The sequence below is a fragment of the Thermomonas sp. genome (assembly GCF_046293095.1).
Classification (GTDB): domain Bacteria; phylum Pseudomonadota; class Gammaproteobacteria; order Xanthomonadales; family Xanthomonadaceae; genus Thermomonas.
Genome location: NZ_JBKBPN010000003.1, coordinates 441,038 through 463,965, shown reverse-complemented (window position 1 = coordinate 463,965; position 22,928 = coordinate 441,038). Strand labels below are relative to the sequence as shown.

General features: G+C 69.1%; 19 protein-coding genes. 14 read left to right on the top strand and 5 right to left on the bottom strand.

Features of this window, described 5'->3' with window-relative positions; translation table 11 throughout:
* Positions 1-59: 59 nt before the first annotated feature.
* A complete protein-coding gene (locus tag ACK4SG_RS08335) occupies positions 60-1,256 on the bottom strand; it encodes a LysM peptidoglycan-binding domain-containing protein (protein ID WP_409601258.1) in 1,197 nt (398 codons plus the stop codon).
* Between the two features lie 155 nt (positions 1,257-1,411).
* Here ACK4SG_RS08335 and def point away from each other — a divergent pair, with 155 nt between their 5' ends.
* The 6 genes from def to ACK4SG_RS08305 are packed head-to-tail and all read left to right on the top strand — an operon-like array spanning position 1,412 to position 7,908.
* Complete coding sequence (gene def / locus ACK4SG_RS08330; RefSeq protein WP_409601257.1) at positions 1,412-1,924, top strand: peptide deformylase; 513 nt, start codon at positions 1,412-1,414, stop codon at positions 1,922-1,924.
* A 4-nt stretch (positions 1,925-1,928) separates the two neighbouring features.
* The gene (gene fmt / locus ACK4SG_RS08325) at positions 1,929-2,846 is read left to right on the top strand and encodes a methionyl-tRNA formyltransferase (RefSeq protein WP_409601256.1); all 918 of its coding nucleotides are present in this window, start codon (positions 1,929-1,931) and stop codon (positions 2,844-2,846) included.
* The gene (gene rsmB / locus ACK4SG_RS08320) at positions 2,843-4,129 is read left to right on the top strand and encodes a 16S rRNA (cytosine(967)-C(5))-methyltransferase RsmB (RefSeq protein ID WP_409601255.1); all 1,287 of its coding nucleotides are present in this window, start codon (positions 2,843-2,845) and stop codon (positions 4,127-4,129) included. Before fmt ends, rsmB begins: the two co-directional genes overlap by 4 nt.
* A gap of 23 nt (positions 4,130-4,152) precedes the next feature.
* Positions 4,153-5,805 (top strand): ArnT family glycosyltransferase, encoded by a 1,653-nt coding sequence (locus ACK4SG_RS08315; protein WP_409601254.1) that lies wholly within the window; start codon positions 4,153-4,155, stop codon positions 5,803-5,805.
* Positions 5,792-6,808 carry a glycosyltransferase family 2 protein gene (locus tag ACK4SG_RS08310; protein ID WP_409601253.1) on the top strand — a complete coding sequence of 339 codons (1,017 nt, stop codon included), beginning with the start codon at positions 5,792-5,794 and terminating at the stop codon, positions 6,806-6,808. Before ACK4SG_RS08315 ends, ACK4SG_RS08310 begins: the two co-directional genes overlap by 14 nt.
* Positions 6,805-7,908, top strand: coding sequence for a glycosyltransferase (locus ACK4SG_RS08305; protein WP_409601252.1), 1,104 nt, complete (start codon positions 6,805-6,807; stop codon positions 7,906-7,908). Before ACK4SG_RS08310 ends, ACK4SG_RS08305 begins: the two co-directional genes overlap by 4 nt.
* Before the next feature lie 38 nt (positions 7,909-7,946).
* Here the strand turns inward: ACK4SG_RS08305 and ACK4SG_RS08300 are convergent, their stop codons facing one another.
* From ACK4SG_RS08300 to galE, 3 genes are all read right to left on the bottom strand, one after another.
* Positions 7,947-10,736, bottom strand: coding sequence for an EAL domain-containing protein (locus ACK4SG_RS08300; RefSeq protein WP_409601251.1), 2,790 nt, complete (start codon positions 10,734-10,736; stop codon positions 7,947-7,949).
* Positions 10,733-11,722: an ABC transporter substrate-binding protein gene (locus tag ACK4SG_RS08295; protein ID WP_409601250.1), complete on the bottom strand. Its 990-nt coding sequence runs from the start codon at positions 11,720-11,722 to the stop codon at positions 10,733-10,735. The genes ACK4SG_RS08300 and ACK4SG_RS08295 overlap by 4 nt, the downstream gene beginning before the upstream one ends.
* Before the next feature lie 61 nt (positions 11,723-11,783).
* Positions 11,784-12,791, bottom strand: a complete 1,008-nt coding sequence (gene galE, locus ACK4SG_RS08290; RefSeq protein ID WP_409601249.1) for a UDP-glucose 4-epimerase GalE — start codon at positions 12,789-12,791, stop codon at positions 11,784-11,786.
* Between the two features lie 80 nt (positions 12,792-12,871).
* Here galE and ACK4SG_RS08285 point away from each other — a divergent pair, with 80 nt between their 5' ends.
* On the top strand, positions 12,872-14,479 hold the full coding sequence (locus ACK4SG_RS08285) for an ArnT family glycosyltransferase (protein WP_409601248.1): 1,608 nt from the start codon (positions 12,872-12,874) through the stop codon (positions 14,477-14,479).
* Between the two features lie 180 nt (positions 14,480-14,659).
* Here ACK4SG_RS08285 and ACK4SG_RS08280 read toward each other — a convergent pair whose 3' ends face one another.
* Positions 14,660-15,577: a lauroyl acyltransferase gene (locus tag ACK4SG_RS08280; protein WP_409601247.1), complete on the bottom strand. Its 918-nt coding sequence runs from the start codon at positions 15,575-15,577 to the stop codon at positions 14,660-14,662.
* A gap of 79 nt (positions 15,578-15,656) precedes the next feature.
* Between ACK4SG_RS08280 and dtd the strand changes: the two genes are divergently transcribed.
* The 7 genes from dtd to lipB all read left to right on the top strand — a co-directional run bounded on the left by dtd (position 15,657) and on the right by lipB (position 22,906).
* On the top strand, positions 15,657-16,097 hold the full coding sequence (gene dtd / locus ACK4SG_RS08275) for a D-aminoacyl-tRNA deacylase (protein ID WP_409601246.1): 441 nt from the start codon (positions 15,657-15,659) through the stop codon (positions 16,095-16,097).
* Between the two features lie 101 nt (positions 16,098-16,198).
* Positions 16,199-18,061, top strand: a complete 1,863-nt coding sequence (gene rpoD / locus ACK4SG_RS08270) for an RNA polymerase sigma factor RpoD (protein ID WP_409601245.1) — start codon at positions 16,199-16,201, stop codon at positions 18,059-18,061.
* A gap of 199 nt (positions 18,062-18,260) precedes the next feature.
* Complete coding sequence (gene mltB, locus ACK4SG_RS08265; protein WP_409601244.1) at positions 18,261-19,385, top strand: lytic murein transglycosylase B; 1,125 nt, start codon at positions 18,261-18,263, stop codon at positions 19,383-19,385.
* Complete coding sequence (locus tag ACK4SG_RS08260; RefSeq protein WP_409601243.1) at positions 19,382-20,608, top strand: septal ring lytic transglycosylase RlpA family protein; 1,227 nt, start codon at positions 19,382-19,384, stop codon at positions 20,606-20,608. Before mltB ends, ACK4SG_RS08260 begins: the two co-directional genes overlap by 4 nt.
* A gap of 78 nt (positions 20,609-20,686) precedes the next feature.
* The gene (locus tag ACK4SG_RS08255) at positions 20,687-21,883 is read left to right on the top strand and encodes a D-alanyl-D-alanine carboxypeptidase family protein (protein ID WP_409601242.1); all 1,197 of its coding nucleotides are present in this window, start codon (positions 20,687-20,689) and stop codon (positions 21,881-21,883) included.
* 52 nt (positions 21,884-21,935) lie between these two features.
* A complete protein-coding gene (locus ACK4SG_RS08250) occupies positions 21,936-22,217 on the top strand; it encodes a DUF493 family protein (protein ID WP_409601241.1) in 282 nt (93 codons plus the stop codon).
* An 11-nt stretch (positions 22,218-22,228) separates the two neighbouring features.
* Positions 22,229-22,906 carry a lipoyl(octanoyl) transferase LipB gene (gene lipB, locus ACK4SG_RS08245; RefSeq protein WP_409601358.1) on the top strand — a complete coding sequence of 226 codons (678 nt, stop codon included), beginning with the start codon at positions 22,229-22,231 and terminating at the stop codon, positions 22,904-22,906.
* Positions 22,907-22,928 lie beyond the last annotated feature (22 nt).

Below are 22,928 nucleotides of genomic sequence, written 5' to 3'. Positions count from 1 at the left end.
CGAGACGACAACGGCGCCCTCGGGCGCCGTTGCGATCTTGCGTCAGGAAACCCTGAACCTCAGTACGGCGCGTCCGGATGCTTCAGCTCGTAGCCGACACGGACCGGCTTGATGCTGCTCATCACCAGCGCATAGCTGACGTTGTCGAAGGTGCGGAACACCATCGCATGGCCAGCGAACTCGTCGGGCAGGCGGGTCTTGTTCTCGAACAGGGTCAGGCTTTCGTCGCGGTCCAGGCCGTCCTTCACCTTGTCGGTGACGGAGTCCCCCCGGCGCCACAGCGAGAACACGGTGCCGTTGTCGATCCCGTCGCGGGCGCCGCCCGAGATGGCGATCACGTCATGGGTGCCGCCTGCATTCAGGCCATCCGCCACCGCCATCACCGTCAAACGACCGTACTTGGCCTGCTGCTTGGGCGGATGCGGGAAGAACTGCAGGTCGTAGGGCTGGGCCTCCACCGGCACCAGCCGGTCGCCCACGCGCACGTCGCGGCCTTCGGCATCCAGCAGCAGGGTGCTGGCCTGGATGCCGCCCACCTCGCCGCGGGTCAGGGTGCCGGTGGTCTGGGTGACCAGCTCGTAGCCCATGAACTCGGTGTTCTTGCTCGGGAAGACCGCGTTGCTCCACAGCGTGCCGTCGTCCGGGCCCGGGCGGCCGCGCGCGTCGAGGTCCTGGCTCTGGAACAGGTCGCAGCACAGGCCGGCACGCTCCACCATGCGATAGCGCTTCTCCGGGCGGACCACCAGGTAGCGCTGGCCGGCGGGGATCCCTTCCAGGCCCTTCACGTAGGCGACATGGCCGCGCACGCCGCGCAGGCGGTTGTCCTCCAGGCCGACCACGTAGGGCATGTTCGCGATATCCGCAACCATGCGGGTGTCGCGCAGGAAGGGCTCGATCTCTTCCAGCGGCACGGCGTTGACCGGGCTGGCGGTGCGTTCGCCGGCGGTCACCTTGGCGGTGACGCGGTCGAGATAGGCCAGGCTGATCACGTCGCCCGGGTAGATCAGGTGCGGGTTCTTGATCTGCGGGTTGGCCTGCCAGATCTCCGGCCACAGCCAAGGCTTCTTGAGGAAGCGGGCCGAAATGTCCCACAGGGTGTCGCCGCGCTTCACCACGTAGCTGTCGGGATGGTCGCCGCGCAGCTCGACGGCCGCCGCATAGGTGGCCACCGTCAGCAGCGCCGCCGCCAGCATCGTGCGCAATCCGCGCGGACGTGGCGCAACGGTGCGCGCCAGGTTTGAAACCCGTTCAAGCATGATCGCTATCTCCCCGCTCCGTATGGCGAAACCCCCTGAGCATGCGCAATATAGCCCACAACCGCTGCCCGCTGGCAAGCGGCGGTGCAGGTCCGGCGCGATACAATCGACGGCGTGGCAGTCCGCCCGGCTGCCGGTTTTCCGGAATTACCCCCATGGCCATGCTTCCGATCCTCGAATTCCCTGACCCGCGCCTGCGCACCAAGGCCGTCGAGGTCGATCCCGTCGAACTGGCCGCGCCGGCATTCCAGACCCTGCTGGACGACATGTTCGAGACCATGTACCACGCCCCGGGCATCGGCCTGGCGGCCAGCCAGGTGGACGTGCACAAGCGCTTCATGGTCATTGACGTGACCGACGACCGCAGCCGGCCACTGGTGTTCGTCAACCCGCGCATCACCGCCCGCAATGGCGAGCAGGTGTACCAGGAAGGCTGCCTGTCGGTGCCCGGCATCTACGCCGATGTGACCCGCAGCGATGTCATCACCGTGGAGGCGTTGGACCGCCACGGCCAGCCGTTCTCGCTGGAGGCCGACGGGGTGTTGGCGGTGTGCATCCAGCATGAGATGGACCATCTGGACGGCAAGCTGTTCGTCGACTACCTGAGCCCGCTCAAGCGCGAAATGGTGCGCAAGAAGCTGTTGAAGGCCAAGCGCAACGCCGCCTGACCCCATGCGCATCGTTTTCGCCGGCACGCCGGAGTTCGCCGTGCCCTGCCTGCGTGCCGCTGCGTCGAAAGGCGAAGTGGTGGCCGTCTACACCCAGCCGGACCGGCCCGCGGGCCGCGGGCGCGAATTGACGCCCTCGCCGGTCAAGCTGGAAGCCGTGCAGCGCGGCATCCCGGTCTACCAGCCGGAAAACTTCCGTTCGGCCGAATCGAAAGCCGCCCTGCGCGCCCTGCAGCCCGACGTGATGGTGGTGGTCGCCTACGGCCTGATCCTGCCGCAGTCGGTGCTGGACATCCCCGAGCACGGCTGCTGGAACGTGCACGCCTCGCTGCTGCCCCGCTGGCGCGGCGCGGCGCCGATCCAGCGCGCGATCGAAGCCGGCGACACCCGCACCGGCGTGTGCCTCATGCAGATGGAAAAGGGCCTGGACACCGGCCCGGTGCTGCTGGCGCAGGCGCTCGACATCGGCCCGCGGGAAACCGGCGGCCAGTTGCATGACCGCCTGGCCGAGTTGGGCGCGAAAGTGTTGTCCGACGCGCTGGGCCTGCTGCGCGCCGGCCTCCGGTTGCCGCCGCACCCGCAGCCGGCCGAGGGCGTGACCTACGCACACAAGCTGGACAAGGCCGAGGCCAGGCTCGACTGGGCGCAGCCGGCCACCACGCTGGCCAACAAGGTGCGCGCGTTCCATCCGTGGCCGGTGGCGGAAGCGATGCTGGCTGGCGAGCGCGTGCGCATCCATGCCGCGCTTGCCCTCGACGAAGCCCATGCCGCCGCGCCCGGCACCGTGCTGCGCGCAGGGCGCGATGGCATCGACATTGCGTGCGGGCACGGCGTGCTGCGCCTTCAGAGCCTGCAACGCGAAGGCGGCAAGCCGATCAGCGCGCAGGACTACCGCAACGCCCGCCGCGACGTGTTCGCGTGAGCGATGGCGTCGCCACCCGCGTCGCCGCGGCACGCACGCTCGACGAGGTGTTGCACCGCGGGCGATCGCTGAAGGCCGCACTGGGCGCCAGTCTGCCGTCCCTCGCCGATCCGCGCGACCGCGCGCTGGTGGAAGCGATGGTGCTGGCCGCGCTGCGCCAGCGCGTCCGCTACAACGCCGCGCTGGACGGCTGGACGCCGCGTCCGTTGGGCCAGCGCGATGGCCTGCTGCGTGCGCTGCTGCTGGCCGGTCTTGCCCAGCTGGAACTCGGCCTGCCCGCCCACGCCGTGCTGGCGGCCACGGTGGACGCTGCGCGCGCATTGGGTCGCAGCCACCAGGCCGGGATGGTCAACGCGCTGTTGCGGCGGGCGCAGCGCGATGGCCTGCCGGTCGCAGACCCCGCGCAGGCCTGGCCGGACTGGCTGGCGCGGCAGGTCCGCACGGATTGGCCGGAGCAGGCCGACGCCATTTTCGCGGCCAGCGCCCGGCTCGCCCCGCTGTGGCTGCGCGTCAACCGCCGCTGGATCGGCCGCGACGACTACCGTGCGCTGCTGCGTGAGGCCGGTATCGAGGCGACCTGCGACCCCGCACTGGCGGACGCGCTGCGGCTGGACGCGGCGCTGCCCGTGCAGCAGCTTCCCGGCTTCGACGCCGGGTTGGTGTCGGTGCAGGACGGCGCGGCGCAGGCCGTGGCCGATGTCCTGGCGCCGCCCCCCGGCGCCCGCGTGCTGGATGCCTGCGCGGCGCCCGGCGGCAAGGCCGCGCACCTGGCCGAACGCGATGCGTCCCTGCGGATCACCGCGCTGGACGTGGACGCGCGCCGCGTGCGCCGGATGCATGAGACCTTCGCGCGCCTGCGACTGGAGGGGCTTGACGTGCGCGCCGCCGACGCGGCCCGACCTGACGGCTGGTGGGACGGCGTCCCGTTCGACGCCATCCTCATCGACGCCCCGTGCAGCGCCACCGGAATCGTGCGTCGCCAACCCGACGTGCTGCTGCACCGGCGCGACACCGATGTTCCCGCGCTGTGCACGATGCAGACGAACCTGCTGGACGCGCTGTGGCCGCTGCTGGCCCCGGGCGGGATGCTGGTCTATGCCACCTGCTCGATCCTGCGCGCGGAGAACGCCGCGCAGGTCGAGGCGTTCCTGGCCCGCACGCGCGATGCGGCGCTGGCGCCGCTGGACGACCGCTTCGGCCACGACACCGGCGCCGGCCACCAGCGCCTGCCGGGCGAAGGCGGCAGGGACGGCTTTTTCTGCGCGCGCCTGAGGAAGGCCTGACGCTTCGCGCCTATCATGCCGCGATGACCCTGACCCGACGCGACCTCTGGCTGTTCTGGCTGTTCGCCCTGTTGCTGCTGGCCACCGGCCTGGGCCTGCGTGACCCGTGGCCCGCCGACGAACCGCGCTTCGCCCTGGTAGCCAGGCAGATGGTGGAAAGCGGCGACTGGCTGTTCCCGCACCGTGGCACCGAGCTGTACTCGGACAAGCCGCCGCTGTTCATGTGGATGCAGGCCGGCTTGCTGTGGCTGACCGGCGAGATGCGCATCGCGTTCCTGCTGCCCTCGCTGCTGGCCGCGCTGGGCACGCTATGGTGCGTCGTCGATCTGGGCGGCCGCCTGTGGACGCGCCGCATCGGCGTGTACGCCGGCTGGGCGGTGCTGCTGACCCTGCAGTTCACCTGGCAGGCGAAGAAGGCGCAGATCGATCCGATGGTGGTGTTCTGGATCACCCTGTCCTGTTACGCGCTGCTGCGCCACGTGCTGCGCGGGCCGGACTGGCGGCTGTGGGTGCTGGGTTGGGCCGCGGCCGGGCTGGGCACCATCACCAAGGGCGTGGGCGTGCTGGCCCTGCTGATGCTGATCCCCGCCGGCATCGCTGCGTTGCGCGGCTGGCCCGGTGTGCGGGTGCATGCCCGCGATGTGCGTTTCTGGCTGGGGCCGCTGGCCTTCGTCGCCGCCTGCGGCGTGTGGCTGGTGCCGATGCTGGTCGCCGCCCTGGGCAAGGGCAGTGCCGACTACCGGGCCTACGTCGACGACATCCTGCTGCGCCAGACGGTGACCCGCTACGCCAACTCGTGGCACCACGGGCAGCCGTGGTGGTACTTCATCGAAGTGGCCCTGACCACCTGGCTGCCGACCGTGCTGGCGTTGCCATGGGCACTCCCGGCCTGGCGCCGGCGCCTGCAGCGGCGCGATCCGCGCTACCTGCTGCCACTGGTGTGGGTGCTGCTGGTATTCGTGTTCTTCAGCATCCCCTCCGGCAAGCGCGACATGTACATCCTGCCGGCGCTGCCCATGCTGGCGCTGGCGCTGGCGCCGCTGCTGCCGGGTCTGCTGCGCAAGCCCGCCGCACAGCGTCTGCTGCTGGGCTTCGTCGTGCTGTTCTCGCTGGCTGCACTGGCCGCCGGCCTGGCGATGCTGCTGGGTCAGCCCGGCTTCGAGCGCCGTTTCATGGACGGCCGCGATGACCATGTCGCCATGGGCCTTGCGTGGATGTTCACCGCCGTCGGCGGGTTCGGCCTGGGCGCCGGCCTGTGGTTCGGCCGCCGGCGCGCACATGCCGCGCTGGTGGCGATGCTGGCGGCCCTGTGGGTGCTGTACTCGCTGGTCGGCGCACCGCTGCTCAACGACGGCTCGTCCTCGCGCGGGCTGATGCGCAATGTCGGCGCGGCGATCGGTCCCGACGCCGAACTGGGGCTTGTGGGCTGGCGCGAACAGCAACTGTTGATGGCCGACCGTCCCGCTGCGGATTTCGGCTTCAAGCGCGACCCGGCCCTGCAGTTTGCCGACGGCGTGCGCTGGCAGCACGCCCGTCCGGCCAGCCGCTGGCTGCTGGTCGAGCAGGGCGAAGGCCTGCCCGCCTGCGTGGACCGCGCCCATGCCCGCGACATGGGCCTGGCCAATGGCCGTCGCTGGTGGCTGCTGGATGCGGAGGCTACGCGTGGCTGCCACTGACCTGGCTTCGCCCTGGCTCAGCATATTGGTGCCGGCTTACAACGTGGCCGCCCACATCGAGGCCTGCCTGCAGTCGGTGCTGCGACAGCTGGACGATGGTGACAGTGGGCTCGAAGTGCTTGTCCTGGACGATGCTTCCACCGACGACACCCGGGCGCGCATCGCCGCCATCGCGGCCTCATATCCCGGGCAGGTGCGCCTGATCCCGCAGGCCGCCAATGCCGGCATTTCGGCCGCACGCAACCGCCTGCTGGCCGAGGCGCGGGGGCACTACCTGTGGTTCCTCGACGCCGACGACCTGGTGCTGCCGGGGGCCGTGGCGGACCTGCACGATCTCCTCAAGCGCCACGTACCGGACCTGGTGCTGTGCGATTTCCGCTACCTGCGCGGCAAGCGCTGGTCGCGCCCACGCTGTACCTGCCACGCGCTGGCGGATGTCGTATCCGATGACCGTGCGCGGCTGGTGGCGGCAACGCTGGCCGCCGGGGAACTGCATGTCTGGTCGAAGATCGCCAAGCGTGCACTTTGGCAGCAGGTGGAGTTCCCGGTCGGGCGGCACTTCGAGGACATCGTCGGCACCTGCCAGCTGCTGTTGCTGGCCCGCCGCTGGGTCCATGTCCACCGCCCGTGGATCGCCTATCGGCAGCATCCCGGCAGCATCATGGCAACGCTCACCCACGCGCGCCTCGACGAATGGATGGCGGCGTTGGAGGGCATGCAGCCGCTGCTCGTCGATCCCGAACTTAACCTCGATCCGGGTGCGATGCGTGCGGTTGCGGACTTCCGACTGCGCAACCTGGCCTCGGCACTCCGGCGCGCCGGGCGCCTGCCGGAAGCGGAACGTGCCCCCGCACACGACACATTGGCGAAGGCACGAGGGCGCCTGTTCCCGCAGGGTACCCGAACGGTGCTGCGCGGCTGGGCACGCCGCGGCTGGTGGTTGCGCGCGCTGCGCACCGCGCGTGCGTTGCGCGCGATCGACGAACTCGGAGGGGCGCAATGACGCCTCCCGTGCGCGTCCTCCACTTCGTCACCGGCGGCTTTTCCGGTGGCGCGACCCAGGTGGCGATCCAGCTGGTCGAGGCGGCCCGGGCCGGCACGGCGATCGAACCACTGCTGGTGCTGCGCCGCAAACGGCGCACGCCGCCGGCGCGTCTGGCCCAGCTGCGTGCGCGCGGAGTCCCGATGGCGCTGGTGCCGGGCTGGTCGCATCTGGCCACCATCGCCGCGCTGGTGCGGATCTGCCGCCAGTTCAAGCCCGATGTGCTGGTCGCGCACGGGTTTTCCGAACACCTCTGGGGCCGCTATGCCGGCCTGCTGGCCGGGGTGCCGCATCTGGTGCATGTCGAGCACAACACCCGCGAGCGCTACACCCGCTGGCGTCTGCTGCAAACGCGCTGGCTGGCGCAACGCACCGACCGCATCATCGGCTGCTCGGACGGCGTGCGCGATGCCCTGCTGGCGCTGGGCATGCCGCCGGAGCGCACCCTGGCCATTCCCAACGGCATCCACCTTGCGCCTTTTGCCGATGCCGACGCGCATCCGTTCACCGCGCGCACGCCGGGGATCCTCATGGTGGCGCGCATGTCCAAGCAGAAAGACCACGCCACCCTGCTGCGCGCCGTGGCCCTGCTCAAAGAGCGTGGCTGGCAGGTACCGGTGCAGCTGGCCGGTGGCGGCAAGGCGCTGCATCGCAAGCCGCTTGAAACGCTGGCGCAGTCACTGGGTATCGCGGCGCAGGTGCAGTTCCTGGGCGTGGTGCACGATGTGCCGCAGCGGCTGATGCAGCATCAGTTCTGCGTGCTCAGCACCCATTACGAAGGCATGCCGCTGGCCTTGCTGGAAGGCATGGCCGCCGGCTGCGCGGTGATCGGCAGCGCCGTGCCCGGCGTGCGCGAGGTGCTGCAGCACGGCCACGACGGCCTGCTGGTGCCGGAAGGCGATGCCACGGCCTTGGCCGATGCGCTCGAACATCTGCTGCGCCACCCCGAGCAAGCCGCCCGCCTGGCCGCCCACGCCCGCGCCGCGGCGCAGACCCGCTTCGACCGCACGCTGATGCACCAGCGCTACGAAGCGTTGTTTCTGGAACTGGCGCGCAGCTGAAGCGGCCCGGCCGGGACGGTCTGGCGATCCGTGGATCTTCAGTGCGTGGTAGCGGTGTCGTCCTGGCGCGCCTCACGCTGGGTAGCCCAGGTTTCGAATGCATCCAATGGCATCGGGCGCCCAAGCAGGTAGCCCTGCAACTGTTGGCAACCGAGCGCAACCAACTTGCTGGCCTGTTCTTCGGTTTCCACCCCTTCTGCCAGCACGGTCATGCCGAAGTTGCGACCGAGCGCGATGATGGTGGCCACCAGCGCCTCACTCTTGGTGTCCTGCGGCCCCAGTTGCGCCACAAAGCGCTGGTCGATCTTGAGCACGTCAAACGGCAACGTCTGCAGATACGACAGCGACGAATAGCCAGTGCCAAAATCGTCCAGTGCCAGCGTCAGTCCTGCTTCTTTGAGCTGCATGAACGCCGCCTTGGCAGCGGCAGGGTTGTGCAGGAACAGAGATTCCGTGACTTCCAGCTCCAGTTGTCGGGCAAGCGTCTGAAGCGGCGTCACATCCTGCAGTAAAAGCTCAACAAAGTCAGGCTTTGCAAACTCGCGCGCACTGATATTGACCGCCAGGCGCAGCCCCGCGAGCGCCGGACGTGCCTGCCAACGCTGCAGGATGGCAATAGCCTGCTGGCGAACCCAGCGGCCGATCGGGACGATCAGACCGCTTTCTTCTGCCATTGGGATGAACTCGGCCGGCGAAACCAGCGTGCCGTCGCGGCGCTGCCAGCGCAGCAACATCTCGGCGCCCACCAGCCGCCGGTCGGCATCCAATTGCGGCTGGGCGTACAGACGCAGCTCGTCATTGTCGATGGCCTGGGCCAGAGCCTGACGTAGCGCAAACCCCTTGGCCAATGCCTGTTCGATGGCAGGGTCAAAAAAGTGCACCACGTCGCGGCCGGCGTTTTTGGCCTGCTGCATCGCCAGGTCGGCGGCTTTCAGCCAGTCGGTGGCGTCACGATCCTGACCACCTACACCCACAACCGCGATGCCGATGCTGGCGGTGAGTTGCACCGTGCCACCCTGCGACAACGTGATCGGTTCACGCAGCACGCTGCGCAAGCGCTCGGCCACGGCCTGCGCGGCAAAGGCAGCCAGGTGTGAACTGGCATGGCGGGCGGACAGCAGGACGACAAACTCATCGCTGGTCACACGCGCCACCAGGTCATCCGGCTGCACATCATCGCGCAGGCGCTGGGCACAGCGACGCAGCACCTCATCCCCGGACCGTGGACCATACACATCGTTGACCAGGTGGAAATGGTCGAGATCGATCAGCAACAGGGCGCCGTAGGTCTGTTGTTCATCGCTTTCGACCCGCATCGCCTGCAGCCGTTGCAACAGCATCTGACGGTTGGGCAGATCGGTCAGGGGATCCTGGAAGCTGAGTCGCTCGATCTGTGCCTCGGCGGCCTTGCGCCAGGAAAGATCACTGAACACCCCGATGTAATGCCGCACCTGGCCATCCGGCCCATGCACGGCGCTGATCGTCAGCCACTCCGGGTACACCTCGCCATTTTTCCGGCGGTTCCAGATCTCGCCCTGCCAGACCCCCTTGGTGGCAAGGGCATCCCACATCGATTGATAAAACGCATCGTCCTGACGCCCGGACTGCAACAGCTTCGGTGTTTTGCCAATGACCTCGTCGGGGTGGTAACCGGTGATCCGGGTAAACGCCGGATTGACGCGCAGAATGCGACGCTCGGCATCGACGATCATCACCCCCAGTTCACTGTCGAACAGGCGTGCCTGGATCGCCTGTTCCTGCAGCAACTGACGCAAGCGCCGCTTTTGCCGCCACAGCACGATGGCCACCAGGCTCACCAGCAGCAGGCCGGCACCGGCGGCGGCAAGGGGCCAAGCCGCCGCTTCGAGGCGCTCGCGCAAGGTCAGTGGCGGCACGGCAAAAGGCCGCACCCGAAAGGTGCGCAGCACCCGCGCGATGGCCGCACTCGACTGCGGTGGCACAAAGCCGATCACCGCATCATCCGGCAACGTGGCACGCAGCGACTCGGAAAGCGTGATGGCCAGCAATGCGGTCGCCAGGTCGCGCTGCACGGTCCCGGATGTGGCGGGCAGTGTCAACACCACCCAGTCGGGGTAGAGCGGGGTGCTGGCCGCAAACGGGTAACCAGGCAGGCGCTGCGGTTCCAGTGGCCGCAGCGCACGGGGGTCGCCCGCGCCGTGCGCCAGCCGCGTCTCCCATACTCCGGCGCGCACGAAGGCGGCATCGGCCTTGCCGCTCAGTACGGCGTCGATCACACCGTCATGACTGGGGCCAGCGGCGAGCCACTGGATCGCGTCCAGGTCGATGCCCCGACGATACAGCTCGTAACTTTGCAGCCAGCGCCCGCCCAGGGATTCCTCGCTGACATAGGCAACACGCCGGCCTTTCAGGTCGGCCCACTGGTGCACCGGGCCATCTGCCCGCACCCACGCCACCCCTGCCAGCGCCGCCAACGGTTGGCCGCCGACCTGACGTATGACGCTGGCCACCGGTGTCGCACCGACCAGATGTTGCAGCGCCAGGGCATGACCCGGGTTGGTGATCACCGCATCCAGACGCTGGGCCGTGAGCGCTTGGTCCAGCGCGGGATAGGGCAAGATCTGCCATTGCACACGGTAGTGCGGCAATGCCTCGGCAAGCGCCTGTTCAACCGCGCCCCAGCGCGCCTGCTCCACCGGTGCCGACTGGATGGCCAGCACGCCGATCGTCAACACCGGGCGCTCACCAGGCTCCGGGTGTGCCCAAGCCGCAGCAGGCAGCAGCCAGACCAGCCATGCGGCGACCAGCCAACGCCATATCCATGTGCAGGTACGCCACAGCGCTTTCATAGCGGCGCCTCCCGCGGCAGAAAGCGCGCATCGAGGGCAAGCGGCCTCGACGGTTCAGCGCCTGCAAGCAAGCCCTGCGCACGCATCCATGCCGCAAGGCCGGTGGCCACATCGCGTAAACGCGGCGGATCCCCCACCAGCCAGCTGCGGTTGTCATACCAGTCGGTGAGCTTGAGCCCCTTGAAGCTGGCCGCCACCTGCTCGCGCGGCAGACGCAGCCAGGGTGACAGCCGGTAGGCTGCGTCCAGCGGCAGTTCCCACCAATGGCGCTGCCCCGCAAACAGCGCGTCAACCAAATGGCGAAGGGCTTGCGAGTGACGATCCAGCGCATCCGCCCGTACCACCAGCACGTCCAGGATCGGCGTCGTGGCAGGAAGCTGGCTGCTGTCGAACCAGCGGTGTGCACCCAAGGCCAGCAGATGGCTGGCCATCGGCTCGTAGGTCACGCAGGCATCAATCTCCCCGTTGTGCCAGGCCGTTTCCTGGGCAGCCACGGTCATTGGCACCACCGTGATCGCGTCGCGGGCAAGCCCCGCCTGTTGCAGCCAGGCGCTTAGCATCAGCGCCCCGACCGTACCTGTTTCAACCGCCGCGCGCAGGCCCTGCGGCGAGCGATCAAGCGGCCAGTGTTGCCGGCCCAGCACCACGTCGGCGCCCAGGGATTGGTCGAAGATGGCCATCACGGCAAGCGGCAGGCGCGCATTCAGGCGCAGCGCTTCGTCGAGGGTAAGCGCGGCTGCCTGCGCCGTGCCGGCAAGGAGCGCTTCGGCAGAGGCCGTGGCCGAATCGGTGGGCAAGGCCTGCAGCCAGGCTTGCGGCCACTCCCCAAGTTGGCGGGCAAGTTCCAGCGGCGCATAGCCCGGCCAGGGATGAAACGCAACGGTGACGGGCACTGCAGCCCGCCGACACCCGGCCAGCCCAAGCGGGGCCAGCAGCCCGGCAGCCGCCATCCCCAAACAGAAGCGTCGACGTGTCAGCGTGACCATGGCCGAAGCGAAAATGGCCCCCTTTGTCTTTGGTTTGATCGGAAGAGTAATGCAGCGACGGTTACGGCCGATCCTGCCGCCACTTTACCCACGCTTCATGCCGCTGCTCCCACGCCCAGGCGTGGGCGAGGAGGGTGTCGAGATCGGCATGCCGCGGCTGCCAGCCGAGCACCTGGCGTGCAGCGCGGGCATCGGCCACCAGCACCGGCGGGTCGCCGGGGCGGCGCGGGCCGGTCTGCACCGGGATCGGGTGCCCGCTGACCCGGCGCGCGGCCGCGATCACCTCGCGCACCGAATAGCCGTTGCCATTGCCCAGGTTGTAGCGGGCGCTGCCACCGCCGGCCAGCAGCTGCTGCAGGGCCAGCAGGTGCGCCTGGCACAGGTCGCTGACGTGGATGTAGTCGCGGATGCAGGTGCCGTCCGGGGTGGGGTAGTCCTCGCCGTACACGGTGATGTGCGGACGGCGGCCAGAGGCCACCTGCAGGATCAACGGGATCAGATGGGTTTCCGGCTCGTGGCATTCGCCCAGCTCGCCTTCGGGGTCGGCACCGGCCGCGTTGAAATAGCGCAGGCACACCGATTTCAGCCCGTAGGCGCGGTCATAGTCGTCCAGCATCTGCTCGACGAACCATTTGCTGCGGCCGTATGGGTTGATCGGTGCCTTGGGATGGGCCTCATCGATCGGGGTGTACTGCGGATCGCCGAAGATCGCTGCGGTCGAGGAAAAGATGAACCGGTCTATCCCCTGCGCGCGCATGGCGTCCAGCAGCACCTGGGTGGCGGTGACGTTGTTGCGGTAGTACTTGCCGGGGTCGGCCACTGACTCGCCGACCTGGATGAAGCTGGCGAAATGCATCACCGCCGCCGGCCGCACCTGCGCCAGCTGCGCGGACACAAAGCCGGCATCGCCGATATCGCCCACATGCAGCGGCGCCGCCAGCACCGCCTCGCGCCGGCCGGAGGACAGATCATCGACCACCGCCACGGCATAGCCGGCCTGGCGCAACTGTTTGACCATGTGCGAGCCGATGTAGCCGGCGCCACCGACGACCAGGATGGGTGCCTGCATGGGAGTTCCTTCTTTCCCCCGAAACGCCCGGCATTGTCACCGATGCCGGCCACATCCGGCGGCTGCCGTATCCTTGGCGGATGACTTCGCTCCGTGATGATCTGCGCCTCCTGTGGGCGCCGCTGCTGGCCTGGGCCGTGGTGGCGCTGCTGTCGATCTTCCTGCACGGCCCGCTGCCGCTGTATTCCACCCGCACCCTGGCGGTGGCCTGGGAAATGTGGGATCGCGGCAGCTGGCTGGTGCCCCTGTTCAACGGCGCGCCCTATTCGCACAAAACCCCGCTGCTGCCCTGGCTGCTGCATGCCGGCTGGGTACTGGGCGGGGTGAATGACATCTGGCCGCGCCTGCTGATGGTGCTGCTGGGGACGCTGGTGATTGCCCAGAGCGGGCTGCTGGCGCGCCGGCTGTTTCCGCAGCAGCCGCCACTGGCCACGCTCACCGCCTGGGCCATGGCCGGCCTCTGGTATTTCTTCCTGTTCTCACTGCAACTGATGTACGAGCTGCTGCTGGCAGCAACCGTGCTGGGCGGGCTGCTGGCCCTGTGCCGCCGCGAGCAGCAGGACTGGCGCCCGAACTGGGCCGGCTTTGCGCTGGCGGTGGGGCTGGGGCTTCTGGCGAAAGGGCCGGTGGTGCTGCTGCACCTGGGCGTGCCGCTGCTGACCGCGCGCCTGTGGCACCCGGCCGCCCGCGCCGCCGGGAGCCGCTTCGCCCGCCATGCCGCGCTGGCCGTGCTGGCCGGGATCGGCCTGTTTGCGCTGTGGCTGGTGCCGGCCCTTGTGCTGGGCGACCCGGAATACCGCCAGGCACTGCTGGTGACCCAGACCGCGGGCCGCATCAAGGACAGCTTCGATCACGCCGAACCCGCCTGGTGGTACCTCCCGATCCTGCTGGTGCTGCTGGCGCCCTGGTGGTGGTCGGGCTGGTGGTGGCGGCAGCTGCCCGGGCTCTGGCGCGACCCGGCCCTGCGCCTGCCATGGGCCTGGCTGCTGGGGGTGCTGCTGGCATTCAGCCTGATCAGCGGCAAGCAGGCCTACTACCTGCTGCCGGATTTCCCCGCCATCGCCCTGCTGCTGGCCGCCGCCGCCTGGCGACGGCCGCGGCTGGATGCGGTGCCGGCGCTGGTGGTGCTGGTGTTGGGCGCTGCGCTGATCGCCGCACGGCAGCTGCCGTGGCCACTGCCGGCCGCCGTGCTTGCGACCGCGCCGCTGGCCGGCGGTGTGCTGGTGCTGATCGCGCTGGCGCTGTGGCGCTGGCGCACCCTGCCTGCGCAGGCCCTGGGCCTGCTGCTGGCGGTGGCCACCGTGCATGCCGCGGCAACCCCGCTGATCCGCCAGCAGTTCGACCTGACCCCCACCGCGAAACGGCTGGCCCAGGCGGCGCAGGCAGGCAAGCCGCTGGCCTTCCTGGGCCCGTATCAATTGCAGTTCCACTTTGCCGGGCGCCTGCAGCAGCCGGTGGCGGCGCTGGACGAAGCCGATGCCCGAGTCTGGGCGCGCACGCACCCGGACGGGCTGTTGGTCGTCGAAGCGCGCACCTCCGCCCGTGCCGGTGCCCCCCAGCCGTTGTTCCAGCAGCCTTGGCGGATGCGCTGGCTGCAGGTCTGGCCGGCGGCCACCTGGCTGGCTTTGCCCGAGCAGCAGCGGCCGCTTTCGCCCGTGGCGCATCACTTGCCCGAGCAGCCGCGCTGAGGAATCTCCGGACAATTCGGCGATTCCTGCCGGCCATGGATGGCGGCCCCGCATCGATTGCGCAAGCAATGAGGCGCGTACGTCGAGCCGGGCATGTGCCGGGCCCGGCGTGGGCTGACAATGCCGGGATGGCCTTGTTCAGACCTTCCCTCAGGGCATGCGCGCCGTCCCGCCGTCGGCTCAGTAGAGGTCGAGGTACGGATTTTCCTCACCGCTGTCCGGCGGCCGCAGCGTGTAGCGCTTATAGGTCCACTGGTACTGCGTGAAATCGCGTCGGGCCACTGCCTCCACGCCGGCATTGAGCGCATGCACGGCCCGTTGCGGGTCCGCATCGGCAATCCCGTCCGGCGCGGGTGCGATGTGCAGCGCAAAGCGCGGCGGTCCAGCCCCCGGCAGACGCTGGCACCAGGCCAGCAGGACCCGCGCGCCGCTGCGGTGCGCCAGCCGGCCCAGCAGGGTCATGGTCAGCGCCTGCTTGCCGAAGAACGGCGCGAATTCGCCCTCTCCCGCCTTGGGCTGCTGGTCCGGCAGGATGCCGACCACACCGCCCTTCTGCAGTCGCTTCAGCAGCGTGCGCACGCCGGCGGCTTCGGCCCGCACCTGTTCGACGTCACCGCCGGCATTGGCGCGGACGCGGCGCAGGAACGCCTCGCCCACCGCCGACTCCGGCGGCCGGTACAGGATTGCCAGCGGGGTCTTGTGGGCCAACCACTGGTTCAGCAGCTCCCAGTTGCCCATGTGCGGGGCGGCGACGATCAGGCCGCTGCCGCTTTGCAGGGCGGCGTCGAACAGTTCCTCGCCATGCACCTGGGCGATGTCCGCCAGGTTGCGGTGGGCCGGGCGCGTCCACAGCCGCAGGGTCTCGAAGGTCTGGCGGGCAGTGGTACGGAGGATTTCGCGCACCAGCGATTCCCGCGCGTTGGCGTCCAGATCGGCACGGATCAGCTCCAGATTGCGGCGCGTGACCCGGGCTTCGCGTGCATCCAGCGCAACCCACAACCACGCCATCCCGTCGGCCAGCGCGCGCAGCAGCGGCCAGGGCAGGCGGGCCACGCCCCAGGCGAGGGCGTACAGCAAGGCGGCGGCAAGGTCGGTCATGGCGCCATTGTAGGAGCGCCGCGCAGCGGCGCGACTCCGCAGCCCCCGCATCGCCCGATCGGCCCCCTACAATGGCGGCATGCTTGCCCTGATCCAGCGCGTGGCGTCCGCCTCGGTGACCGTCGATGATGCGGTCGTGGGCGCGATCGGTCCCGGCCTGCTGGCCCTGGTTGGCGTGGAGCCCGGCGACGACGAGCCGCAGATCCGCCGGCTGGCGCAGCGCCTGCTCGGTTATCGCGTTTTCGCCGACGATGCCGGCAAGATGAACCGATCATTGTCGGACATCGGCGGCGGCCTGCTGCTAGTCAGCCAGTTCACGCTGGCCGCTGACACCCGCAGCGGCATGCGGCCCAGCTTCAGCAGCGCCGCCCCGCCCGCCGAGGCTGAACGCAGGTTCGACCGCCTGGTGGCGATCTGCCGCGACCTGCACCCGCCGGGGGTGGAAACCGGCCGGTTCGGTGCCCATATGATGGTCAGCCTGGTCAACGACGGCCCGGTCACGTTCCTGCTCCGGCCCTGACCGCCCGCGGCCCCGGCCAGCGGGTATGACAGCTGGACGGTATAATGCTTGGTTCCCTTTCTGCGACGTCCGCAGATCCCCACGACACACGGTAGCACCCCATGGCCAACGAACGGCAGATCGCCCCGCAGTCCGACATCAAGCTCCTGATCTCCAAGGGCCTGGAGCAGGGCTACCTGACCTATGCCGAGGTCAACGACCACCTGCCCGACGACATGGTCGATCCGGAGCAGCTGGAAGACATCATCGGCATGATCAACGGCATGGGCATCGAGGTGCACGAAGTGGCCCCCGATGTGGAGACCCTGCTGCTGGCCGGCCAGCAGGCCGGTGGCCGCGAGGTGGACGAAACCGCCGCCGAGGAAGCTGCCGCCGCGCTGACCTCGGCAGATGCCGAGGGCGGCCGCACCACCGACCCGGTGCGCATGTACATGCGCGAGATGGGGACGGTGGACCTGCTGACCCGCGAGGGCGAGATCGCCATCGCCAAGCGCATCGAGGAAGGCCTGGCGCAGATGAACGCCGCGCTGGCCACGTTCCCGTGGTCCACCCGGCTGTTGCTGGAGGACTGGGAGCTGCACAAGGCCGGTAAAAAGCGCCTGGCCGAGATCGTGGTGGGCTTCAACGATGAGGAGCCGGATCCGGCCGAAGAGCCGCTGGCGGTGGACGCCGATGCCGAGGTGGACGCGGGCATCGACGAGGACGAGGACGAGGATGCCGGTGGCGATGCCGACGAGCCGGCGCCGACCGGGCCCGATCCGGCCGAAGTGGCCGCCCGCATGGAGGCCTTGGCCGCGGCCTATGCCCGCTTCGAGAAGGCGTACGCCAAGGGCGGTGCCGCGGCCAAGGCCACGCTGAAGGCGCGCGAGGAGATGGCCGCGATCTTCGTCACCTTCAAACTGCCGCTGCCGCTGACCGATACCCTGGTGAAGAAGCTGCGCGATGCGGTCAACCAGGTCAAGGAACACGAGCGTCGCATCCTGGATCTGTGCACCCGCGTCGCCAAGATGCCGCGCAAGGACTTCATCAAGGCGTGGGAAGGCAACCAGACCAATCTGGACTGGGTGGACGAGCTGCTCAAGCGCAAGCAGAAGTGGGGCAGCGCCCTGCGCGAGGTGCGCGAGCAGATCATCGCCGAGCAGGAGGCCACCATCGCGCTGGAGAAGGCCATGCACGTCAGCCTGGCCGACCTCAAGGACATCAACCGCGCGATGGCCTACGGCGAAGCCAAGGCCCGCAAGGCCAAGAAGGAGATGGTCGAGGCCAACCTGCGCCTGGTGATCTCCATCGCCAAGAAGTACACCAACCGCGGCCTGCAGTTCCTCGACCTGATCCAGGAAGGCAACATCGGCCTGATGAAGGCGGTGGACAAGTTCGAGCACCGCCGCGGCTTCAAGTTCTCGACCTACGCCACCTGGTGGATCCGCCAGGCGATCACCCGTTCGATCGCCGATCAGGCGCGCACCATCCGCATCCCGGTGCACATGATCGAGACGATCAACAAGCTCAACCGCATTTCCCGCCAGATGCTCCAGCAGTACGGCCGCGAGCCGACGCCGGAAGAACTGGCCAAGGAAATGGACATGCCCGAGGATAAGATCCGCAAGGTCATGAAGATCGCCAAGGAGCCGATCTCGATGGAGACGCCGATCGGCGACGACGAGGATTCGCACCTTGGCGACTTCATCGAGGACACCAACGTGATGTCCCCGATCGATGCCACCACCGACATCAATCTGGTGGAGACCGTGCGCAATGTCCTGGCCGGGCTGACCCCGCGCGAGGCCAAGGTGCTGCGCATGCGCTTCGGCATCGACATGAACACCGACCACACCCTGGAAGAAGTCGGCAAGCAGTTCGATGTCACCCGCGAGCGCATTCGCCAGATCGAGGCCAAGGCGTTGCGCAAGCTGCGCCATCCGTCGCGTTCGGAGACGCTGCGCAGCTTCCTCGACATCGACTGAAGAGGGCGGCACCGCAGCCCCGCAAAACCCGCCGCACCCCGGCGGGTTTTGCATTGGGGGCAAGGTAACCTCGATACCCGGGCGCCGCCCGGAGTCAATGCAGGAAGCGGCCGGCATTGGCGTCGCCCCGGCCGATGCGGTGCGGAACTGAATGTGGCGTTCCGCTTGTGCCTTGCGCTGCGTGCTACCCTCCGCGCCGATGATTCGACGCACCTTGCCCTGCCTCGCCGCCCTTGCGCTTTCCGCCTGTGCGGGCGCACCCCAGAAGGCCTCATCGGCATCATTTTCTGTCCCTGCGCCTGCGCCTGCCCCCGCTACCGCGCAGGCATCGACGCCCTTGCAGGCACCGCCTGACCTGGCCGCCGCGCGCGCCGCCTTCGTGGAAGACACCGCCCGGCGCTTCGGCATTCCCGCGGCCGATATCCAGAGCGTGCTGGCCAAGGCAAGCATCCGCGAGCCCATCATCCGGGCGATGGCGCGGCCTGCCGAGGCCAAGCCCTGGCGGGACTACCGGCCGATCTTCATCCAGCCCGGGCGCATCCAGGGCGGCCGCGCCTTCATCGAGGCCAATCGTGCCGCGCTGCAGCGCGCCGAGGACACCTACGGCGTGCCGAAGGAGCTCGTCACCGCCATCCTCGGCGTGGAGACCAGCTACGGCGGCAACAAGGGCAGCTGGCCGGTGCTGGACGCGCTGTACACGCTGGCCTTCGCCTATCCGCGCAGCGGCGACCCCGCGCGCGTGGCGTACGAGGACAAGCGCGAGGCGTTCTTCCGCGACGAACTGGCGCAGCTGTTCGCGCTGGGCAAGGAGGAGGGCCTGGACATCACCACGCTGAAAGGCAGCTATGCCGGTGCGATGGGCTGGGGCCAGTTCATGCCGTCCAGCTATCGCCAGTACGCGGTGGACGGCGATGGCGATGGCAAGCGCGATCTGTTCAACAACCTGGACGATGTGATCGCCTCGGTCGCCAACTACTTTGCCCGCAAGGGCCAGTGGCAGCGCGGTGGGCCGGTGATGGAGCGCGCGGTGCGTGATGCGGGTGCGGCCGATTTTGCCAACCCCGGCAACGCGGTGACCCTGGACCAGAGCGTGGCCGGCCTGCAGGCGCTGGGCTACCGCGCCGCGGATCCGGCGGCGGTGCTGCATCTCGACGGCGGCCAGCCGGTGACGCTGATCACCCTCGACGGCGTGGACGGGCCGGAGTACTGGATCGTCTACAGCAACTTCAAGGCGATCACCACGTACAACATCTCCCGTCTGTACGCGACCGCGGTCTACCAGCTGTCCCAGGCCATCGCCGGGCGCGGGGTGGACGGGGCATGAGCCGGCGCCTGTGCCTGCTGGTGGCGCTGCTGCCGCTGGTGCTGGCGGCCTGCGCCACTGGCGGTGGCGGCAAGGAGGCCCCGCCCACGGCGCATGCGCGCAAGCCGGCCGATGCCACCCCGGCCGAGGGCATTGCACCCACGCCGCGTCGGGTCTCGCCTTACGCGCCGGCGCAGGAAGACCCCGGCAAGCGCGGTGATTACGTGGCCGGCGGGTTGTTCCGCCCCGGCGTGCCCGATGCCGTCCCGGACGAGATCCCCGACGTCGATGCCATCCCCGAGCCGGAGGTGCGCGACGAGCCGCGTGCGCGCACCGGCAACCGCGACTACACCGTGCTGGGCAAGAAATACCGCGTACTCGACGACCACAGCGGTTATGTCGAGGAGGGGCTGGCGTCCTACTACGGCAAGAAATTCCATGGCCGCCGCACCTCCAGCCAGGAGGTGTACGACATGTACGCCTTCACCGCCGCCCACAAGACCCTGCCGCTGCCCAGCTTCGCCCGCGTCACCAACCTCGACAACGGCCAGTCGGTGGTGGTGCGGGTGAACGATCGCGGCCCGTTCCATCCCGGCCGGGTGATCGACCTCAGCTACGCCGCGGCGGTGAAGCTGGGCTACCGCGAGAAGGGCACCGCCCGCGTGCGCGTGGAGGCGCTGTCCCCGGACGAAACGGCCGACGCCAGCGCTATCGCCTCCGTCTCCACCCCTGCCGCTTCCGCGATGGACACGCTGGTCGAAGCGCTGCCGGCAGCGGCGGTGGCCACGGCCGCCGCCGGCAACCGTTTCGACATGCACCGCGATGGCCGCACCATGACCGCCGACGCATTCGACGACTGGATGCGCTCCCGCCGGATCCGGGTGGCAACCGGGCATCCGGCCGACCTTGTGGCCGCCGCACCGGCTGCTGCAGCCCCCGCCGTGCCGGCTGTGCCGCCGCCCGGTCCGTCGGCAGTGGAAACGCTGCCCACCCGCCCGTCCGCACCCGCCGCCGGCGAAGTGATCCTCCAGGTGGCCAGTTTCAGCAGCCAGCGTAATGCGGAGCAGGCGCTGTCGCTGCTGCGCGGGGCGTCCATCGCGGGCGCCCAGCTGCAGGATGCCGATGTCAACGGCCGCAAAGTGTGGCGCCTGCGGGTCGGCCCGGTGGCCGAGAAGGCCACGCCGGAACTTGCGGCGCGCATCCTGGGTCTGGGCTTCGGCCAGCCGCAGCGCGTGCGCGACTGACCCCTTGCACGATGCGGCTTAGAATGGCCGCCTGCCAACGTTTTGCGCCGCGACCGCGCGGCCCAGGAGTAGTGATCGATGCGTTCCCTGTTTTCCGTCGCCCTCGTGTCCGCGGCCCTGGTGGCCGGTTCGGGCCTCGCCCTGGCGCAGGCGCCCGCCCGTCCCGCCGCGCTGAGCGACGACCTGCCGGTGCCGGATGCACCCGCACCGAAAGTCAGCAAGGCCTGGCTGGTGATGGACTACGCCACCGGCCAGATTCTGGCGGGCGAGAACGTGGATACCCCGGTCGAGCCGGCCAGCATCACCAAGGTGATGACCAGCTACGTGATCGCTGCCGAAATGGCCGCAGGCAAGGTCAAGCCGACCGACCCGGTGATGATGACCGAGCACGCCTGGCGCGAGGGTGGCGCCGGCACCGACGGCAGCTACAGCGGTTTCGAGGTCAACAAGACCGCGCCGCTGGAGCAGATGGAAAAGGGCATGGTGGTGCAGTCCGGCAACGACGCCGCGATCGCCCTGGCCGAACACGTCGCCGGCAGCGAGCAGGCCTTCGCCCAACTCATGAATGCCTACGCCAAGAAGATCGGGATGAAAAATTCCCACTTCGTCAATCCGCACGGTCTGAGTGCGGAGGGCCATATCTCTACCGCGCACGACCTGGCCCTGCTGGGCCGCGCGCTGATCCGGGATTTCCCGGTGGCCTACAGCTACAACAAGATCAAGGAATTCACGGTTGGCCCGATCACCCAGCCCAACCGTAACCTGCTGCTGTGGCGTGACCCTTCGGTGGACGGCATCAAGACCGGCCACACCTCCAGCGCCGGCTACTGCCTGATGGCCTCGGCCAAGCGCGGCGACCAGCGCCTGATCACCGTGGTGATGGGCGATTCCAGCGAGAACCAGCGCGCGGTGGATTCGCAGGCGCTGCTGAACTGGGGCTTCCGCTTCTACGAAACCCACCGCCTGTACGAGCCCGGCAAGGCGCTGGCCTCGCCCAGGGTGTGGAAGGGTGAAACCGACGTGGTGCAGGTCGGCGTGGCGCAGCCGCTGCTGGTCTCCACTCCGCGCGGCAAGTACGACCGCCTGAAGGCCACCATGGAGCTGCCGACCGCGCTGGTGGCGCCGATCGCCAAGGGCCAGAAGCTGGGCACCGTGAAGGTCGCCCTGGACGGCAAGGTCATCGCCCAGGCGCCGCTGGTGGCGGTGACGGCGGTGGAGGAGGGCGGCTTCTTCAAGCGCCTGTGGCACGAACTGCTGATGTGGTGGCAGAGCTGACGCCTGCCGTCGCGGGGTTGGGTGCGCCCACCGGCGTCCCCATAATGGCCGCATGCACACGATCCATTCCGACAATCCCGAGCATGGCTTCCAGTTCCCCGGCGTCTTCGAGCTGTCCGCCATGGGGCCCGCCGACCGCCAGCTGGAAAGCGAGCTGCCCCGGCACCTGATGGAGGCCGGCATCGAGGTGCTGCACGAGACCGTCAATTGGCGGCACTCGAGCAACGGGAAGTACGTCTCGGTGCGGATCTCGTTCCGCGCCCGCTCGCGCGAGGAGTACGACCGCGCCCACCAGGCGCTGCGCGACCATCCGGAAGTGAAGTGGACGCTGTAAGCCCCGCCTGCGTGGCGGGCCCGGCCACGCAGGCGCGCACCGGCGTGGCCCGCGACCTGGGCCGCCAGCCCTACGCGCCGGTCTGGCGCGCCATGCAGGCGTTCACCGATGCCCGCGGCGATGACACCCCGGACGAACTCTGGCTGGTCGAACACGACCCGGTGTTCACCCTTGGCCAGGCCGGCAAGCCCGAGCACGTGCTGATGCCCGGCGACATCCCGGTGCTTCACGTCGATCGCGGCGGCCAGGTGACCTACCACGGCCCCGGTCAGATCGTGGCGTATCCGCTGCTGGACCTGAAGCGCCTGAAGATCGGCGTACGTGATTACGTCTGCAAGATCGAGCAGGCCATCATCGACACCCTCGATGAGTGGAACATCGGCGCCGCCCGCAAGGACGGCGCGCCGGGCGTGTACGTCAATGGCGCCAAGATCGCCTCGCTGGGCATCCGCGTCCGCCGCGGCTGCACTTTCCACGGGCTGGCGTTCAACATCAGCGGCGAGAGCACGCCGCCGTTTTCCCGCATCAACCCCTGCGGCTATGCCGGTTTGCAGGTGGTGGCGCTGTCCGACCTCGGCGGGCCGGCGTCGCTGGAAGCGGTCAAGCCCGCACTGCTGGCCCACCTGGGGCGCCAGCTGGGCCTGGCCTGGCGGCAGGACAGCGCGCTGCCCTGTCTGCAGGCGGCCTGAAGCCCGCCCGCGGGCGCGATGT

Coding starts and splice junctions, on each gene's coding strand:
- ACK4SG_RS08305 (WP_409601252.1), top strand. CDS start 6,805: ATGACGCCTCCCGTGCGCGTCCTCCACTTCGTCACCGGCGGCTTTTCC.
- ACK4SG_RS08280 (WP_409601247.1), bottom strand. CDS start 15,577: ATGACCGACCTTGCCGCCGCCTTGCTGTACGCCCTCGCCTGGGGCGTG.
- fmt (WP_409601256.1), top strand. CDS start 1,929: ATGCGCATCGTTTTCGCCGGCACGCCGGAGTTCGCCGTGCCCTGCCTG.
- galE (WP_409601249.1), bottom strand. CDS start 12,791: ATGCAGGCACCCATCCTGGTCGTCGGTGGCGCCGGCTACATCGGCTCG.
- mltB (WP_409601244.1), top strand. CDS start 18,261: ATGATTCGACGCACCTTGCCCTGCCTCGCCGCCCTTGCGCTTTCCGCC.
- ACK4SG_RS08300 (WP_409601251.1), bottom strand. CDS start 10,736: ATGAAAGCGCTGTGGCGTACCTGCACATGGATATGGCGTTGGCTGGTC.
- def (WP_409601257.1), top strand. CDS start 1,412: ATGGCCATGCTTCCGATCCTCGAATTCCCTGACCCGCGCCTGCGCACC.
- ACK4SG_RS08285 (WP_409601248.1), top strand. CDS start 12,872: ATGACTTCGCTCCGTGATGATCTGCGCCTCCTGTGGGCGCCGCTGCTG.
- rpoD (WP_409601245.1), top strand. CDS start 16,199: ATGGCCAACGAACGGCAGATCGCCCCGCAGTCCGACATCAAGCTCCTG.
- ACK4SG_RS08335 (WP_409601258.1), bottom strand. CDS start 1,256: ATGCTTGAACGGGTTTCAAACCTGGCGCGCACCGTTGCGCCACGTCCG.
- ACK4SG_RS08250 (WP_409601241.1), top strand. CDS start 21,936: ATGCACACGATCCATTCCGACAATCCCGAGCATGGCTTCCAGTTCCCC.
- ACK4SG_RS08315 (WP_409601254.1), top strand. CDS start 4,153: ATGACCCTGACCCGACGCGACCTCTGGCTGTTCTGGCTGTTCGCCCTG.
- dtd (WP_409601246.1), top strand. CDS start 15,657: ATGCTTGCCCTGATCCAGCGCGTGGCGTCCGCCTCGGTGACCGTCGAT.
- ACK4SG_RS08255 (WP_409601242.1), top strand. CDS start 20,687: ATGCGTTCCCTGTTTTCCGTCGCCCTCGTGTCCGCGGCCCTGGTGGCC.
- ACK4SG_RS08260 (WP_409601243.1), top strand. CDS start 19,382: ATGAGCCGGCGCCTGTGCCTGCTGGTGGCGCTGCTGCCGCTGGTGCTG.
- ACK4SG_RS08295 (WP_409601250.1), bottom strand. CDS start 11,722: ATGGTCACGCTGACACGTCGACGCTTCTGTTTGGGGATGGCGGCTGCC.